Annotated in this window: 16 protein-coding genes and 2 tRNA genes; 8 read left to right on the top strand and 10 right to left on the bottom strand. The window is 72.9% G+C overall.

From position 1 onward, the window contains the following. Positions 1-8: 8 nt before the first annotated feature. From PH191_RS17030 to PH191_RS17015, 4 genes are all read right to left on the bottom strand, one after another. Positions 9-569: a DinB family protein gene (locus tag PH191_RS17030; protein WP_274195796.1), complete on the bottom strand. Its 561-nt coding sequence runs from the start codon at positions 567-569 to the stop codon at positions 9-11. 58 nt (positions 570-627) lie between these two features. After that, a complete protein-coding gene (locus PH191_RS17025) occupies positions 628-1,983 on the bottom strand; it encodes a PP2C family protein-serine/threonine phosphatase (RefSeq protein WP_274195795.1) in 1,356 nt (451 codons plus the stop codon). A gap of 116 nt (positions 1,984-2,099) precedes the next feature. Beyond that, positions 2,100-2,474, bottom strand: coding sequence for a VOC family protein (locus tag PH191_RS17020; RefSeq protein WP_337994067.1), 375 nt, complete (start codon positions 2,472-2,474; stop codon positions 2,100-2,102). A gap of 53 nt (positions 2,475-2,527) precedes the next feature. Continuing rightward, on the bottom strand, positions 2,528-3,418 hold the full coding sequence (locus PH191_RS17015; protein WP_274195794.1) for a LysR family transcriptional regulator: 891 nt from the start codon (positions 3,416-3,418) through the stop codon (positions 2,528-2,530). Between the two features lie 87 nt (positions 3,419-3,505). Here PH191_RS17015 and PH191_RS17010 point away from each other — a divergent pair, with 87 nt between their 5' ends. Further along, positions 3,506-4,759, top strand: a complete 1,254-nt coding sequence (locus PH191_RS17010) for an MFS transporter (protein ID WP_274195793.1) — start codon at positions 3,506-3,508, stop codon at positions 4,757-4,759. 30 nt (positions 4,760-4,789) lie between these two features. Here the strand turns inward: PH191_RS17010 and PH191_RS17005 are convergent, their stop codons facing one another. Both PH191_RS17005 and PH191_RS17000 read right to left on the bottom strand, forming a co-directional pair. Then, on the bottom strand, positions 4,790-5,116 hold the full coding sequence (locus PH191_RS17005; protein WP_274195792.1) for a GYD domain-containing protein: 327 nt from the start codon (positions 5,114-5,116) through the stop codon (positions 4,790-4,792). A 156-nt stretch (positions 5,117-5,272) separates the two neighbouring features. After that, positions 5,273-5,343: transfer RNA gene (locus PH191_RS17000), tRNA-Gly, on the bottom strand. A gap of 483 nt (positions 5,344-5,826) precedes the next feature. Here PH191_RS17000 and PH191_RS16995 point away from each other — a divergent pair. From PH191_RS16995 to PH191_RS16985, 3 genes are all read left to right on the top strand, one after another. Continuing rightward, positions 5,827-5,900, top strand: a tRNA-Pro gene (locus PH191_RS16995). 271 nt (positions 5,901-6,171) lie between these two features. Beyond that, positions 6,172-6,573, top strand: coding sequence for a cupin domain-containing protein (locus PH191_RS16990; protein ID WP_274195791.1), 402 nt, complete (start codon positions 6,172-6,174; stop codon positions 6,571-6,573). A gap of 40 nt (positions 6,574-6,613) precedes the next feature. Continuing rightward, positions 6,614-6,991, top strand: coding sequence for a DUF4180 domain-containing protein (locus PH191_RS16985; protein ID WP_274195790.1), 378 nt, complete (start codon positions 6,614-6,616; stop codon positions 6,989-6,991). On the opposite strand, the gene PH191_RS16980 is transcribed toward PH191_RS16985, so the two are convergent. Together PH191_RS16980 and PH191_RS16975 are read right to left on the bottom strand one after the other, a co-directional pair. Next, a complete protein-coding gene (locus PH191_RS16980; RefSeq protein WP_274195789.1) occupies positions 6,972-7,298 on the bottom strand; it encodes a YnfA family protein in 327 nt (108 codons plus the stop codon). The genes PH191_RS16985 and PH191_RS16980 overlap by 20 nt on opposite strands. Next, entirely contained in the window at positions 7,295-8,119 is an 825-nt protein-coding gene (locus tag PH191_RS16975) for a pentapeptide repeat-containing protein (protein ID WP_274195788.1), read from the bottom strand. The genes PH191_RS16980 and PH191_RS16975 overlap by 4 nt, the downstream gene beginning before the upstream one ends. 596 nt (positions 8,120-8,715) lie before the next feature. Here PH191_RS16975 and tig point away from each other — a divergent pair. The 4 genes from tig (at position 8,716) to clpX (ending at position 13,236) form a co-directional block, all read left to right on the top strand. Further along, a complete protein-coding gene (gene tig, locus PH191_RS16970; RefSeq protein ID WP_274195787.1) occupies positions 8,716-10,227 on the top strand; it encodes a trigger factor in 1,512 nt (503 codons plus the stop codon). A gap of 184 nt (positions 10,228-10,411) precedes the next feature. Next, a complete protein-coding gene (locus PH191_RS16965; protein ID WP_274195851.1) occupies positions 10,412-11,011 on the top strand; it encodes an ATP-dependent Clp protease proteolytic subunit in 600 nt (199 codons plus the stop codon). 11 nt (positions 11,012-11,022) lie between these two features. Next, positions 11,023-11,679: an ATP-dependent Clp protease proteolytic subunit gene (locus PH191_RS16960; RefSeq protein ID WP_274195786.1), complete on the top strand. Its 657-nt coding sequence runs from the start codon at positions 11,023-11,025 to the stop codon at positions 11,677-11,679. Positions 11,680-11,949: 270 nt separating this feature from the next. Further along, on the top strand, positions 11,950-13,236 hold the full coding sequence (clpX, locus tag PH191_RS16955; protein WP_133828291.1) for an ATP-dependent Clp protease ATP-binding subunit ClpX: 1,287 nt from the start codon (positions 11,950-11,952) through the stop codon (positions 13,234-13,236). A 9-nt stretch (positions 13,237-13,245) separates the two neighbouring features. Here clpX and PH191_RS16950 read toward each other — a convergent pair whose 3' ends face one another. Beyond that, the gene (locus PH191_RS16950; protein WP_274195785.1) at positions 13,246-14,172 is read right to left on the bottom strand and encodes an alpha/beta hydrolase; all 927 of its coding nucleotides are present in this window, start codon (positions 14,170-14,172) and stop codon (positions 13,246-13,248) included. A gap of 95 nt (positions 14,173-14,267) precedes the next feature. Further along, positions 14,268-15,116, bottom strand: coding sequence for a formate dehydrogenase accessory sulfurtransferase FdhD (fdhD, locus tag PH191_RS16945; RefSeq protein ID WP_274195784.1), 849 nt, complete (start codon positions 15,114-15,116; stop codon positions 14,268-14,270). Between the last annotated feature and the right edge of the window lie 12 nt (positions 15,117-15,128).

The raw sequence follows: 15,128 nt of genomic DNA, 5'->3' as shown, positions 1-15,128 counted from the left end.
GCCGCGCCTCAGCCGGAGCGGGCGTCGTGGAGGTCCATGAGCAGCGCGATCTCGGCACCGTGGTGGAGCAGCTCGCGGTTGATGTGCAACACCAGCACGCCCATCGGCTCGGCGGCGAACGGGCCCTCGGTGGGTCCGCACGGCTCGGCCAGCCCGGCCTCCCCGAGCCCGCGCACCCCGGCCGTCCACGCGGCGTAGGCCTCGTCGAGCTGCGCGACGGCCTCCTGCGCGGTGGGGGCGTACCGGTGGCTGCCGTAGTCGACGGGCGGGCCCCCGAAGTGGCCGGCGACCCGCATCGCGAGGACGCCGACGACGATGTGGCCGAGCCGCCAGGCGATGGTGGTGACCGGCGGCGGCTCGGGGGCGGGGAACTCGAAGTCGATCACGAGGTCGCCCGTGCCGGCGGCCATCGCGGTGGTCGCCTCCGCGCGGGGTCGCACGTTCCAGGCGCCCGGCGCGGGCTCCCAGAAGTACTGCTCGTCGGTGAGCCCGTCCAGGCGCGCCCGCCACTGGTGGGTCCAGAGCCAGTCGACCTGATCGCGCAGCAGCGCGTTCCACTCCAGTGCCATCGGACCCTCCCCGCGGTCGGCACCCCGCACGCTAGGAGACGACCCCGACAGCCCGGCGTCAGCCCGCGTCGCCCACCCGGACCGCGAGGGCCACGACGTCGTCCTCGCCGGGCGAGAGGTCGGCGACGAGCCGCTCCGGCATCGTCGCGACGTCGTCGTCGCGCATCCGGTGCAGGGCGTCGAGCAGGCGGGCGGACCCGACGTCGAGGTCCTCGCCGCGGCGCTCGATGAGCCCGTCGGTGTGCAGGACCACCAGCGAGCCCGCCGGGACGGCCACGCAGTCGTCCACGCGGTGGCCGGGGAGCAGGTGGGGGAACCCGAACATCGGATCGGGCCCGCCGAGCGCCTGCGGGACGCCCCCGGGCACGACCAGCACCGGCGGCGGGTGACCGGCGTTGCTCCATGCCATCGACCAGGTGCCGTCGGGCTCCCGGCGCAGGTGGGCGACCACCAGCGTCCCGCGTGCCCGGGGACCGACGGCGGCGTTCGCGTCCTCGAAGGCGGCGACGACGACCGACGGCGGCTCGCCGCGCCGGTCCCAGGCGGCCTGGCGCAGCATCGAGCGCACCTGACCCATCTCGGTGGCCGCCGAGAGGCTGTGCCCGGCGATGTCGCCGACCGACAGGACGACGTCGGTGGTGGTCCCGGAGGTCGCCGGAAGGCGGGTGACGTCGTACCAGTCGCCGCCGACGTCCTCGCGGCTGTCGGCCGGCGCGTAGTGCGCGGACATCGCGAGGCCCTCGATCCGCGGCAGGGTCGAGAGCATCGCCCGCTGCAGCACGTGGTTCACGGTCGTGCGGTGCTGCAGCTGCTCGCGCAGGCGGACGTCGAGCTCGTCGCGCCGGTGGCGTTCGCGGTCGGCGTCGACGGTGGCCAGGCGCAGCCGCAGGGCGACCGAGCACATGCGGGCGAGGTCCTCGAGCGCGTCGAGCTGTCCCGGGTCCCACCGGCGCGGCACGACGTCGATGGCGCACAGCGAGCCGAGGACGTTGCCCGCGCCGTCGGTCAGCGGCATCCCGGCGTAGGCGATCACGCCGAGGTCGCGGATCGCGGGGTTGTCGGCGACGAGCTCGTGCTCGCGGGCGTCGTCGACCACCAGGGGCTGCGCCGTCATCACGACGTGCTTGCAGAACGAGTGGGTCAGCGGGGTGCGGCGCCGCTCGGTGAGGTCCGGCGGGAGCCCGGCCGCTCCCGGGAAGACCTGCTCGTCGGGCGTCACCAGGGTGACGAGGCCGATGGGCACCCCGAGCCAGCGCCGGACCCGGCCCGCGAACAGCTCCATGTCGGGGTCCGGGGCGGCCGACAGGCCCGCGTCGGCGAGGGCCTCGAGCCGGGCGGGATCGGCGAGGTCGCTGCAGCCGAGCGCGCCGGGGACGTCCACGACGGCCGTCCCTGCCGACCGGGAGGTGGTCATGAGATCGTCTCCTGTCCCGTCGCCCGGTCACCGAGCGTACGGGACCGGGGAAGTCGCCCCGCCCTCGTCCCGGCGGCGTGCACCCGTTCGTGGAGGTGTGCCCCTCGGTGTCCCGCTCAGTGACCGGGGAGGAAGAGGCAGAACGGGTGCCCGTGGGGGTCGCGCATGACGACCACCCCGTCCGCCGGTTGGTGCTCCTCGCGGGTGGCGCCGAGGGACTCGGCGCGCGCAGCCTCGTGCCCGAGGTCGTCGACGAGCAGGTCCAGGTGCGCCTGCATCTGCTGCGTGCCCGCCCGCGGCGGCCAGGTGGGCGCGACGTGGTCGGGCTCGAGCTGGAAGCTCAGGCCCGGGCGCTCCTGCTCGGGCGCGCGGAGGCGGAGGAACGTGGGGTCGCCCCCCTCGACGGTGGTCCAGCCCAGGAGCTCGCGGTAGAACGCGGCGAGCCGCGCCGGGTCCGGCGTGCCCAGGACGAACGCTCCGAGACCGATCACCGGGCCATGGTCGCGCGGGGACCCGGGCGGGGTTCCGGACGGGGCCCGCGGGTTCATGCCGAGATCGACTCGGCCGCCCTCGTGATCGACGTCAACGCGTGCCCGATCACGGGCTGGGCGGCGCCGCCCGCGCGGGTCACGGCCACGATCCGCCGGACGGGGGCCGCCGTCCCGCTCAGGCGCAGACGCACCACGTCGGTGCCGGGGTGCACCGGGGCCAGCCGGGGCAGCATGAAGATCCCGAAGCCGTGGGCGACCAGTGCCGTCCCGGTGTCCCACTCGTCGGCGTAGTGGGCGACGGTCGGGCGGAAGCCGGCCGCCTGGCACGCGGCGAGGGTGAGGCGGTGATAGGCGCTGTCGGGACGGCAGGTGATCCACGACTCGGCGGCGGCGTCGCGCAGCGTCACCTCGGACCGGGTGGTGAGGTGGTGCCCGACCGGGACGGCGAGGTCGATCGGGTCGTCGAGCACGGCGTGCTGCTCGAAGCGCTGGTCGGTCTCGGGCGGGACACGGTCGTCGACCACGAGCAGCGCGAGGTCGCAGTCACCGGCGAGCAACAGATCGATGCAGCGCGCCGGTTCCGCCTCGACGACCTGGATCACCAGCTCGGGGAAGCGCTCGCGCAGCGCGGCGGCCGTGGGGACGAGGAACCTCGTCGCCGCGGTGGAGAACCCGCACAGGCCGATCGTGCCCGGCGCGTCCTCGGCGCCGGCCAGCTCCGCGCGCGCGACCTCGGCGCGGGCGTGCAACGCCTCGGCGTGACGCAGCAGGACGTGCCCGGCCGCCGTGGGCTCCATCCGACGCCCGACCTGCCGCACCAGCGCCACCCCGAGCTCGTCGGAGAGCCCGCGCAACTGCTGGGACACCGCGGACGAGGTGAAGTGCAACGCCCTGGCCGCCGCACTCACCGAGCCGTGGTGGGCCACGAGCTGAAGCGTCCTCAACCGAGGATCGATCATGTAGCGATGCTACGCGCTCGGTGTAGAAACGTGCGCTGGTGCTAACGCCCGCACCCACGGATCGTCGTGGTCATGAGCGCCTCCGCATCCTCGCCGGCCACGACAGCGGCCGTGCGGAGCCCGTCCCGGACCCCGTCACGGTCCGCACGGGCGTGGGCGCTCGCGCTGCTCGCCCTGGGCGCCGCCGGCGCCGGCATCCCGAGCCCTCTCTACCCCGGCTACCAGGCACAGCTCGGCTTCAGCGACGTCACGTTGACGGCCATCTACGCGGTCTATCCCCTCGTCAGCGTTCCCGCGGTGTATCTGCTGGGTCCCCTGGGCGACCGGCTGTCCCCCCGCCGGGTCATGCGCTGCGGCATCGCCATCGCTGCCGTCGGATCGATCGCCCTGGCCCTCGCGACGAGCACCGCCTGGCTGATCGTCGGTCGTGTCGCCTACGGCATCGCGCTCGCCGTCATCACCGGCGCCGGGGTCGCGGTCGCCACCAGCGGCGCGGACAAGGTGCGCGCAGGCCTGGTGTCGGCGACGGTGTTCATCCTCGGCACGGGCCTGGGCCCCGTCCTCGGGGGCGCGCTCACCGGGTACGGCCCGGGTCCCGGCGTCCTGCCCTTCGGCGTGAACCTGGTGCTGCTCGCCGTCGTCTTCCTCGGGCTCCGCAGCGTCCGTGGGCCCGGGCCCTCGACCGACGACGGGGTGGCCGCCGCGGACCCCGACGGCGCCCCCGGCATGACCCCCACCGTCCGGCGGGCCCTCGTCGTCGCGGCCGTGAACGGCTTCCTCGGCTGGGCCGTGGTCGGGCTCTTCCTCGGGCTGATCTCCTCGGTCGCCGAGCGCTTCCTCGGCCTGGGTGACCCGCTCGCGGCCGGAGGTCTCACCGCGGCGCTCCTGCTCTGTTCGACGCTGACCGTCCCCGCGCTCACCCGGCTGGGCCCCCGTCGCGCCCAGCTCGTGGGCCTGGTCGCCCTGGCCGTCTCGCTCGTGGTCCTCGCGCCCGGCGTGAACTCCCTCGTCGCGGTCCTGGTGGCCTGCGTCGTCGCGGGCCTGGCCAACGGGCTGCTCTACAGCGGGGCGACCACCATCGTCGCCACGATGGCGCCACCCGGGCGGGCGAGCGGCACGGCCGCCGCCGTCTACTCCGCCTTCTACCTGGGCGCCGGACTCCCGACCCTGCTGGTCGGGGTCCTCACGGCCGTGCTCCCGCTCGACACGGCGCTGTCGGCGACCGCCCTCGGGGCCCTCGCCCTCACCGCGCTCATGATCGTTCTCTCCACGGTCGACAGCCGGCGTGCCGCGCGGCGGCAGGACCTCGGTGAGAGGCAGCGGTGACACGATCGCGCGGCTCGCTCCTCGCCCCCGTCACGTCCCCGGCGGGCGGTACCGGATCTCCTGGGCGCGCTCCATCGCCTGCATCGTCTCCTCGACCGTCAGCAACACGGTCGTCTCGTACTTGCTGAGCGCCCCGCCACCCGAGATCGCCAGGGCGACAGCGGCCATCGACACGTTGTCCGGCGCCTCCCAGAGGTTGTAGCCGTCGTACTCGCCGAGGGCGTACCAGAAGCCGTGGAGCTTCCCGCCCGCCGCCTCGATGTACGTGCGAGCAGCCTCGCGTCGATCCTCCGGCTGCTGCGACAACCTCGCCCAGGTCTCCGGTGTGTAGCTGAACCGGGTCAGGTAGAGCGTCATGGTCGGACCTCCGGGTCCACGACGTCGCCACCCACTCCGCGCGAGTGAGAGGGACTCCGTCGCCAATCACGAAGGGTGACACTCCGGACAGCCCGGCCTCAACCAGACGACTCGAATGGCGCAGAGGACGAGGAGGGCGCCGGAGCGCGACCACGGAGCGGGCGACGGGAATCGAACCCGCGTAGCCAGTTTGGAAGACTGGGGCTCTACCATTGAGCTACGCCCGCGGCGGGCCAACCGGCCCGAGACCACCGTAGCGGACGCCCCCGCGCCACCCCGATCGGTGGGGAGTGCTGCGGGCGGCTTCCATGATCACGATGTCGGTGACGGGACCTCGCAGATCTGCGGTGGTTCGTCACCGGAACAGCGATCTCGGCGGCGGCGGACCCGGAGGTTGCCCGGTGTCCCACGGTCAGGTCTTGACCGATCGACTTGACCGATCAGTAGAACGTGACCTCTTACCGATACCCCCCGGTAGGGCTCTACTCCTCGTCACGATGAGAAGACCGGCACGCGATCGGGAGAGGAGCCGGAGATGAACACGGAGATCAGGGACGCCGACAGCATCGACGACGAGCACATCGTCCGCGGTCTGGACTAGCCGTCACGACGTTCGGTACCGGGCGCGTCGCTGCAGCGACGCGCACGGCACGCGGCCGGGAGGCACCGTCGCCTCCGCGGCCCGCGCCACGCCCCTAGACTCCCTCGCACGGGGTGTAGCGCAGCTTGGTAGCGCACTCGCTTTGGGAGCGAGGGGCCGTGGGTTCGAATCCCGCCACCCCGACCGAGTGCGACCTGCACGAACCCGGCGGTCACCCCTTCAGAGCGGGGCCCGCGGGAGCTCCCCGGAACGATCCTTCCCGGCGCCTCCACAGCTCATGATCGCTCCCGGTGCTCCACCGGGTCGATGTCACGGCCTCGCCGGACAGGCCGCCGCCGGGGTACGGAACTCCTGCTGCGCCGACCGGACCTTGTGGACCCGAGCCGGAGCCACCACCGTGAGCCCTCTGCTCGCGGCGAGGCGGGCGGACCCCCGCACCCCGCCAGGAGGCCCCGTGAGCACCCCGAGCACGCCCGTCGAGCTGACCGTCGTCGACACCACGTCCGCCTCCTGGCAGGGCTTCCCGGTGGAGTTCATCGGGGCGAACCTGGAGCACGTCCCGCTCGTGGACGACCCGGAGACCGGGATGATGGTGCTGAAGATGGTCTACCGGGCCGGCTTCACCAACCCCTGGCACAGCCACTCGTGCGCGCACGGCGTGTACGTCCTCGAGGGCGTGCTGAACACCCACCAGGGCGACTACCCGGCGGGCAGTTTCGTCTGGTTCCCCGAGGGCGGCGTGATGCAGCACGGGGCGACGCAGGACCAGGACGTCACGTTCCTGTTCATCACGAACAAGCCGTTCGACATCCACTTCGTCGGCGACGGCTCGGACCCGGACGCCCCGACGATGTAATCCGCTCGCCCGCCGGGCCCGGTCCTGGTGGGGTCGGGGCATGACCCCGAACACGACGTCCGTGCGCCACGGTGTGCGGGTCCTCGTCCTCCCCGAGACCGGCCCGGTGATCGGCGACGAGCAGAGCGCCCTCGACGTCATCGGGGACGCCTTCGGCGAGGAGGCCGAGCTCGTCGCCGTGCCGGTCGCGCGGCTCGACCCCGCGTTCACGCGTCTGGCGAGCGGGGTCGCCGGGGCGGTGGTGCAGAAGTTCGTGAACTACCGCGTGCGCCTCGTCGTGGTGGGGCCCCTCGACCACCACGGCGAGTCGTCGGGTCCCGTGGCCGACTGGGTGCGCGAGGCGAACGAGGGTCGCGAGCTGTGGTTCGTCGACGACCTCGAGGAGCTGGACCGCCGCCTCAGCGGGGCGCGTACATGATCACGCCGACCCCGGCGAGGCAGATCAGGGCGCCGAGGACGTCGTAGCGGTCGGGCCGGTAGCCGTCGAGGACCACGCCCCAGGCCAGTGACCCGGCGACGAAGACGCCGCCGTATGCGGCGAGCACCCGGCCGAACGCGGCGTCGGGCTGGAAGGCGGCGACGAAGCCGTAGAGGCCGAGGGCGAGCACGCCGACCGCCGCGAACCACCACGCCCGCCCCTCGCGCAGGGCCTGCCAGACGAGCCAGGCCCCGCCGATCTCGAGGACCGCCGCGAGCAGGAAGAGCCCGATCGACCGGAGCGTCACGGCGCGGACGGTATCCAGTGCGGCGGGCGTCGCAGGTGCGCCGGGACCGTCGTCGCGGCGTCGCCCCGGGCCGCGACGAGCTGGGGACCGGTGAGCAGCAGCGCGCCGGCGAGCCGCGCGCCCCGGACGTCGGCCCCGCGGAGGTCGGCACCGAGCAGCTCGGCACGGTCGAGGTCGACGCCGCGGAGGTCGGCGCCCAGGAGCAGGGCGCCGCGCAGCCGGGCGGCGCGCAGGTCGCGCCGGCGCAGGTCCTGGCCGACGAGGTCGGCGCCGCGCAGGTCGCGACCCTGCAGTCCCGCGTGGGCCTCGGCCACCACGCCGTCGAACACCGCGCCCGCCTCGCGCCGCACGGCGCCCACGTCGACGGCGGCGAGCGCGTCGGCGTCGCGGGTGACCATCTCCTCGACACGGGCGCGCAGATCGGCGGCCGCGGGGCCGTGGGTGGGGGAGGCTGGGTGGCCGGCGGCCTCGTCGAGCAGGGCGAGCACCTCGTGCAGCGGGCGCAGCACCTCGAGCGCCGCGAACATCGCGGGCTCACGTCGGGACGCGCCGCCGAACGTCACCTCGACGACCTGCTGCCCGGCGCCGAAGCAGTCGAACGTCACGCACCCCGGGAAGCCGCGCTCCTGCAGCTGGGCGTGGATGCCGCACGCGTGGTCGGCGCCCAGGTGCGGGCAGGGCGTGCCCGCCGGCTTGTCGATCGCGAAGTCGGCCGAGGCGGCGAACGCCGGCCCGACGCAGCACAGCGCCAGGCACCGGGAGCAGTCCGCCGATCTCGGTGCCGCCGACTCCGGAGCAGACCCCGCGGGCGCGCCGCTCACCCCGTCATCGCCGGGTGCGCTTGCGGCGCTTGGTGCCGTAGCCGGCGAGCACCTCGAAGGTCTCGAGCGCGCGCTCGATGCTGCCGCGGATCTTCTTCATCCGGCTCACTGCTCCTCCTCCTGGTGGGCCCCGGCGGGGGCCGGCCTCACCACCGTGCCAGCCCGGACCGCGGGGACCGGACGCTGCGTCGGGGAGGGTCGTTGTGGTCCGAACGGTGGTATCTCCGGGCGTGTCGCCCTCCGGACGAGCGACGCGTCGGCGGGTGCGGGAGACGGGCGGTCCGCGCGTCGCGGAGGCGCCGGAGGCGCCGGTGAGGGATCGTGAGATCGGCGGTCGCCGCGCGGAGATCGGCGGTGGACGTGGTCCGCCACACGCCGCGGACCGGGCGCCACGGCGCGCGGTCGGGGGTCACGTCTAGACTCGCCGCCACGCCCGGGCGGGCGCGCAAAGCAGGTACAGGCTCCGGTTCTCCGGTGCTCCTCGACCGTGAGCGGTGAGGGCGGCCTCCCGCGTCACGCCACGGACCCGACCGGTCCGTACGCCTGCCGTACGGGCCGGACACCAGCACGATGCCCTGCCCCGAGGAGACCGACCAGTGAAGTCCACCGTCGAGCACCTGTCGCCGACGCGCGTCAAACTCGCCGTCGAGGTGCCCTTCGACGAGCTCAAGCCCAACTTCGACCGGGCCTACAAGAAGATCGCGCAGCAGGTGCGCATCCCGGGCTTCCGGCCCGGGAAGGCGCCCGCCCGCATCCTCGACCAGCGCCTCGGTCGTGGGGTCGTGCTCGAAGAGGTCGTCAACGAGGCCGTGCCCGCCAAGTACGGCGAGGCCGTCGAGGAGGCCGAGGTCCAGCCGCTGGGCCAGCCCGACATCGAGGTCACCGAGATCGGGGACGGCGACAAGCTCGCCTTCACGGCCGAGGTCGACATCCGTCCCGAGATCACGGTGCCGGACTACTCGTCCATCTCCGTGTCGGTCGACGCGGCCGAGGTCACCGACGACGACGTCGACGAGCAGCTGACGGGCCTGCAGGCGCGCTTCGGCACGCTCACCGGCGTCGAGCGGCCCGCGAAGAGCGGCGACTTCGTCGTCATCGACCTCTCCGCCACCGTCGACGGCGAGCCCGTCGAGGAGGCGCAGACCACGGGCATGTCCCACGAGGTCGGCTCCGGCCAGCTCATCGAGGGCCTCGACGAGGCGCTCGAGGGCATGAGCTCCGGCGACACGAAGCAGTTCACGACGACGCTCGTGGCCGGTGAGCACGCCGGCAAGGAGTCCGAGGTCACGGTCACCGTCTCGCAGGTCAAGGAGCGCCAGCTCCCCGAGGCCGACGACGAGTTCGCCCAGCTCGCCAGCGAGTTCGACACGCTCGACGAGCTCAAGGACGACCTGCGCAGCCGCTTCGCCCGGGTGAAGAAGATGGAGCAGGGCAGCCAGGCGCGCGACCGCGTGCTCGACGCCCTCCTCGAGCAGGCCGACGTGCCGCTGCCCGAGTCCGTCGTGCAGTCCGAGGTCGACGTCCGCGCCCACGAGGCCGTGCACGAGTTCGACCACGACGAGGCGCGCCTCAACTCGTACGTCGAGTCGCAGGGTCAGACCCGCGAGGAGTTCGACACCGAGCTGCGCACCAACGCCGAGCAGGCGGTGAAGACGCAGCTGCTCCTGGACAAGATCGCCGACGAGGCGAACGTCCAGGTGGAGCAGAACGAGCTCATGGAACGCATCATGATGCAGGCCCAGCGCTTCGGGGTGAGCCCCGAGGAGTACATCCAGCAGGCGCAGCAGGCCAACCAGCTGGGGGCGGTCTTCGCCGACGTCCGTCGCGGCAAGGCGCTCGCCACGGTCGTCCAGGCGGCCACGATCACCGGCCCCGACGGCGACCCGGTCGACCTCTCCGAGCTCTTCGGCACCGGCGGCGCCGGCGACGAGGAGGCCCCCGAGGCCGAGGGTGCCGACGCGGCCGCCGGTCCGACCGACGACGCGAGCCAGGTGGCCGACGCCGACAGCGACGCCAGCGACCCCGCGTCGCCGTCCTCGCAGGTGGAGGCCGACGCGGACGCCGACACCGAGGTCGTCGGCGCGCCCGACTCCACGACGCGGGCCTGATCAGCACGCGTCGCCCGGGCCATCCATCGGCCAGGAGCGAACACGGGCCTTCCACGGACTGTCCGGCCGGTCGCGATGGTTACTGTCGAGGTCGGTGGGCCCGACCGACGCCAGACCGATACCTCAGTACGAGAAAGCAGGGACACAGGTGAGCCAGCACCTCTCCGACCCGGCCGGGGCGGTCATGCGTTCCGCCGGCGGGTCGATGACGCTGAACGACTCGGTCTACGAGCGCCTCCTGCGGGAGCGCATCGTCGTCCTGGGTCAGGAAGTCAACGACACGATCGCCAACCAGATCTCGGCGCAGCTCCTGCTGCTCTCGGCCGAGGACCCGAAGTCCGACATCACGCTGTACATCAACTCGCCCGGCGGGTCGGTGTCCGCGGGGATGGCGATCTTCGACACGATGCAGTGGATCGAGCCCGACGTGTCGACGGTCGCGATGGGCCTCGCCGCGTCGATGGGGCAGTTCCTGCTCTCGGCCGGCCAGCGCGGCAAGCGCCTCGCGCTGCCGCACGCGCAGATCATGATGCACCAGCCCTCCGGCGGCCTCGGCGGCACGGAATCGGACATCACGATCCGCGCGGAGTCGATGCGCAAGCTCAAGCGTGAGATGGCGGAGCTGATCGCCGAGCACACCGGACAGAGCTTCGAGCGCATCACCGAGGACTCCGACCGCGACCGCTGGTTCTCCGCGGCCGAGGCCCTCGAGTACGGCTTCATCGACCACGTGGTGACCCGGTCGGCAGACCAGCCGAGCACCAACGGCAACGGTCAGTCCTGAAGGAGACGCAGATGAGTGAGCTCCACGTGCCCGGCGGTACGGCTCCGGCCTCGCCGCAGGCGCGCTACATCCTCCCCTCCTTCGTCGAGCGCACGAGCTACGGCGTCAAGGAGTCGAACCCCTACAACAAGCTCTTCGAGGAAAGGATCATCTTCCTCGGGGTGCAGATCGACGACGCGTCGGCGAACGACGTGATGGCGCAGCTGCTGTTCCTGGAGTCGAACGACCCGGACCGCGACATCACGATGTACATCAACTCGCCCGGTGGCTCGTTCACCGCGCTGATGGCGATCTACGACACGATGCAGTACGTGCGCCCCGACATCCAGACGGTGTGCCTCGGCCAGGCCGCCTCGGCGGCGGCGGTCATCCTCGCCGCCGGCGCACCGGGCAAGCGCCTCGCGGTGCCGAACGCGCGGGTGATGATCCACCAGCCGGCCACCGAGGGCTTCTACGGCCAGGTGTCCGACCTCGAGATCCAGGCCAACGAGATCTCCCGCATGCGTCGCCTCATGGAGGAGACGCTGGCCCGGCACACCAACCGGAGTGCCGAGCAGGTCCGCACCGACGTCGAGCGCGACAAGATCCTCACGGCCCCCGAGGCCAAGGACTACGGGCTCATCGACGACGTCGTCGCGAGCCGGAAGCTCTCCGCGACCCGCTCGTAGGCCGCCGGCACGACGCCCCTCCCGGGCCCGTCCCGCCGCCTCGGCGGCGGGGCGCCCGGGGCGGTCCGGCGGCCCCCGACGCACGCGAGCGCAGCGGGCCGACCGCCCGTCGCGGGAGCGTCGCGTGGCGCGAGCCGCGGACCGGGATCCGGGCCCGCGACCAGCACGATCCACCGGGCCCGAACCTCCCCGTCCGACCGGGCGGGCAGGTACGGTCAACCACGACGGAGCGCACCGACCGGGTGTGCCGGAGGGAACAGGTCTGCTGCGATGGCACGCATCGGTGACGGCGGGGACCTGCTGAAGTGCTCCTTCTGCGGGAAGAGCCAGAAGCAGGTCAAGAAGCTCATCGCCGGCCCCGGTGTGTACATCTGCGATGAGTGCATCGACCTCTGCAACGAGATCATCGAGGAGGAGCTCGCCGAGGCCGGTGAGGTCAAGCTCGACGAGCTGCCGAAGCCGACCGAGATCCACGAGTTCCTCGATCAGTACGTGATCGGCCAGGACGACACCAAGAAGACGCTCTCCGTCGCGGTCTACAACCACTACAAGCGCGTGCAGGCCGGCGAGAAGAACCGCGAGGGCTCCCGCAACGAGGACGTCGTCGAGCTCGCGAAGTCGAACATCCTCATGCTCGGCCCCACCGGCTGTGGCAAGACCTACCTCGCGCAGACGCTGGCGAAGCTGCTGAACGTCCCGTTCGCCATCGCCGACGCCACTGCACTGACGGAGGCCGGCTACGTCGGCGAGGACGTCGAGAACATCCTCCTCAAGCTGATCCAGGCCGCCGACTACGACGTGAAGCGCGCCGAGACCGGCATCATCTACATCGACGAGGTCGACAAGATCGCGCGGAAGTCGGAGAACCCGTCGATCACGCGCGACGTCTCCGGCGAGGGCGTCCAGCAGGCCCTGCTGAAGATCCTCGAGGGCACCACCGCCTCGGTGCCGCCGCAGGGCGGGCGCAAGCACCCGCACCAGGAGTTCATCCAGATCGACACGACGAACGTGCTGTTCATCGTGGCGGGCGCGTTCGCGGGTCTCGAGAAGATCATCGCCGAGCGCGTCGGCAAGGGCGGCCTCGGCTTCGGCGCCGACATCCGCTCGAAGGCCGAGATGGAGTCGGCGGAGTCGTTCGGTGACACGCTGCCCGAGGACCTCATCAAGTTCGGGCTCATCCCCGAGTTCATCGGCCGCGTGCCGATCGTGGCGTCGGTGTCGAACCTCGACCAGCCGAGCCTCGTCCAGATCCTCACCGAGCCGCGCAACGCGTTGGTGAAGCAATACCAGAAGCTCTTCGAGATGGACGGCGTCGAGCTCGAGTTCGCCCCCGAGGCGCTCGAGGCCATCGCCGATCTCGCGATCCTGCGCGGCACGGGCGCCCGTGGGCTCCGCGCGATCATGGAAGAGGTCCTCAACCCGGTCATGTACGACATCCCGGGTCGTGACGACGTCGCCAAGGTCGTGGTGACCGAGCAGACGGTCAAGGAGAACGTGAACCCCACGATCGTCCCGCGCCAGCCCTCGCGCCGGGAGCGCCGCGACAAGTCGGCCTGACAGGCCGGTCTAGCCCACGCCGCGATCGGCCGCGCCGGCGACCCTGTCGCGGGCGTGGCGGCCCAGGAACGTCGCCATGTCCGGCAGCACGCGGGCGTAGTAGACGCCGTCGTGCCGTCCCGGGCTCACCGCCCCGACCTCGGGCCGGGCGAGCGCGATGTAGCGGCGGGTCGCGTCGACGAACGGGTCGCGGTCGCCGCACCACACACCGGTGGGCACGCCCGCGAGCTCGGGGAAGAAGCGCAGCGGGTCGTGGGCCTCCCAGTCGCGCCGTCCCGCGAACGGGCGGCGCGAGGCCACCCGCCAGTCGGTGAACAGGCCGGGGCTGACCGCCGACACCGCGCGCACCGGCCGGAGCAGGCGCATCCGCTCGCGGGCGTAGACGAACGCGCCGGCCCCGCCCATCGAGATGCCCGTGACCAGCGCCGGCTCGCCGGGCAGGTCGCCGGGCGCGGGCCGGGTGGCGAGCTCCCGCTGCCGCAGCCAGCCGGGGAGCTCCTCGAGCAGCATGCGCAGGGGGTCGTCGCCGTCGTTGTAGGCGTGCCAGTAGTTGTCCCCGCCGTCGACGCCGACCAGCCCGAACGTCGGCACGCCGCGCGCCCAGGCATCGCCGAGCAGGCCGCGGTTGCCGGCCTCGGACCACCACAGCGCGTTGCCCCGCAGCCCGTGCAGCCCCACGCAGATCGGCAGACCCACCCTGTCGGCGCCCGGCGGGAGGACGGTGACCAGCCGGACCCTGCGCCCGCGGGCGGGGGAGAAGACCCAGTCGACGGTGGCGACGGCGTCGGTCGGCGCGGGCAGGCGCGGTGGGTCCGGGATGCGCTGGGGCGGCGGGGCCGGGCTGTCCTGGTTGACGAGCAGCCCACCCAGCCCGACGGCGCCGGCGACCCCGGCGGCTCCCGCGGCGCCGACGAGGAACTGCCGTCGGGTCGGCATGGTCGGGCGTTCTCCCCTCGGCTCGGCTCAGCGGGACTCGGACGGCGGCTGCGCAGAGCCACGGTACGGGCCGGTGCCGGGGGAGGGTGGGAACGTCAGCCCGGCACGGGCGAGGCGTCCGGCGTGACGATCCGCTCGGTGCCGGCGTAGACGTTCATCGAGGTGCCGCGCAGGAAGCCCACGAGCGTCATCCCGGACTCGCGGGCCATCTCGACGGCCAGCGACGACGGGGCCGACACGGCGGCGAGGGCAGGGATGCCGGCCATGACGGCCTTCTGGGTCAGCTCGAACGACGCGCGCCCCGAGACCATGAGGACGGTGCCGCGCGCGGGCACCCCGCCCTCGAGCAGCATGTGCCCGACGACCTTGTCGACGGCGTTGTGGCGCCCGACGTCCTCGCGGGCCACCAGCAGCGTCCCGTCGGCACGGAAGAGGCCCGCGGCGTGCAGCCCGCCGGTGCTGTCGAAGACGGCCTGGGCGGCGCGCAGGGTGTCCGGGAGACCGGCGAGGACCTCGGTGGTGAGGCGCAGCGTGTCGTCGGCGGGCGCGAAGCGGGTGCGGGTGCGCACGGCGTCCAACGACGCCTTGCCGCACACCCCGCAGGAGGACGTGGTGTAGAAGCGCCGCTCCACCGAGTCGTCGGGTGGCGGCACGCCGGGGGCGAGCGCCATGTCGAGGACGTTGTAGGTGTTGCGTCCGCTGTCGTCCACCGAGTCGCAGTAGCGGGCGGTCGAGATGTCCTCGCGGGCGCCGATCACGCCCTCGGTGAGCAGGAAGCCGTGGGCGAGCTCGACGTCGTGGCCCGGGGTCCGCATGGTCACCGCCAGCGACTGCCCGTCGACCCGGATCTCCAGCGGCTCCTCGGCGGCCAGCACGTCAGGACGGCGACGGGTCTCCCCGTCCACGATCCGCATCACCGGGCGTCGCACCGTCACGCGTCCCATGCCCGGATCCTC

It is taken from the genome of Actinomycetospora callitridis (genome assembly GCF_028737265.1).
Lineage (GTDB): Bacteria > Actinomycetota > Actinomycetes > Mycobacteriales > Pseudonocardiaceae > Actinomycetospora > Actinomycetospora callitridis.
Note: the sequence above shows the minus strand (reverse complement) of the source record. Positions and strands in the feature narration are given on the sequence as shown.

Bases quoted from the DNA above. Each gene is read 5' to 3' on its own strand.
- PH191_RS17030 (WP_274195796.1), bottom strand. From the start codon at position 569: ATGGCACTGGAGTGGAACGCGCTGCTGCGCGATCAGGTCGACTGGCTC.
- PH191_RS17025 (WP_274195795.1), bottom strand. From the start codon at position 1,983: ATGACCACCTCCCGGTCGGCAGGGACGGCCGTCGTGGACGTCCCCGGC.
- PH191_RS17010 (WP_274195793.1), top strand. From the start codon at position 3,506: ATGAGCGCCTCCGCATCCTCGCCGGCCACGACAGCGGCCGTGCGGAGC.
- PH191_RS17005 (WP_274195792.1), bottom strand. From the start codon at position 5,116: ATGACGCTCTACCTGACCCGGTTCAGCTACACACCGGAGACCTGGGCG.
- PH191_RS16985 (WP_274195790.1), top strand. From the start codon at position 6,614: ATGACCCCGAACACGACGTCCGTGCGCCACGGTGTGCGGGTCCTCGTC.
- PH191_RS16965 (WP_274195851.1), top strand. From the start codon at position 10,412: ATGCGTTCCGCCGGCGGGTCGATGACGCTGAACGACTCGGTCTACGAG.
- PH191_RS16960 (WP_274195786.1), top strand. From the start codon at position 11,023: ATGAGTGAGCTCCACGTGCCCGGCGGTACGGCTCCGGCCTCGCCGCAG.
- clpX (WP_133828291.1), top strand. From the start codon at position 11,950: ATGGCACGCATCGGTGACGGCGGGGACCTGCTGAAGTGCTCCTTCTGC.
- PH191_RS16950 (WP_274195785.1), bottom strand. From the start codon at position 14,172: ATGCCGACCCGACGGCAGTTCCTCGTCGGCGCCGCGGGAGCCGCCGGG.
- fdhD (WP_274195784.1), bottom strand. From the start codon at position 15,116: ATGGGACGCGTGACGGTGCGACGCCCGGTGATGCGGATCGTGGACGGG.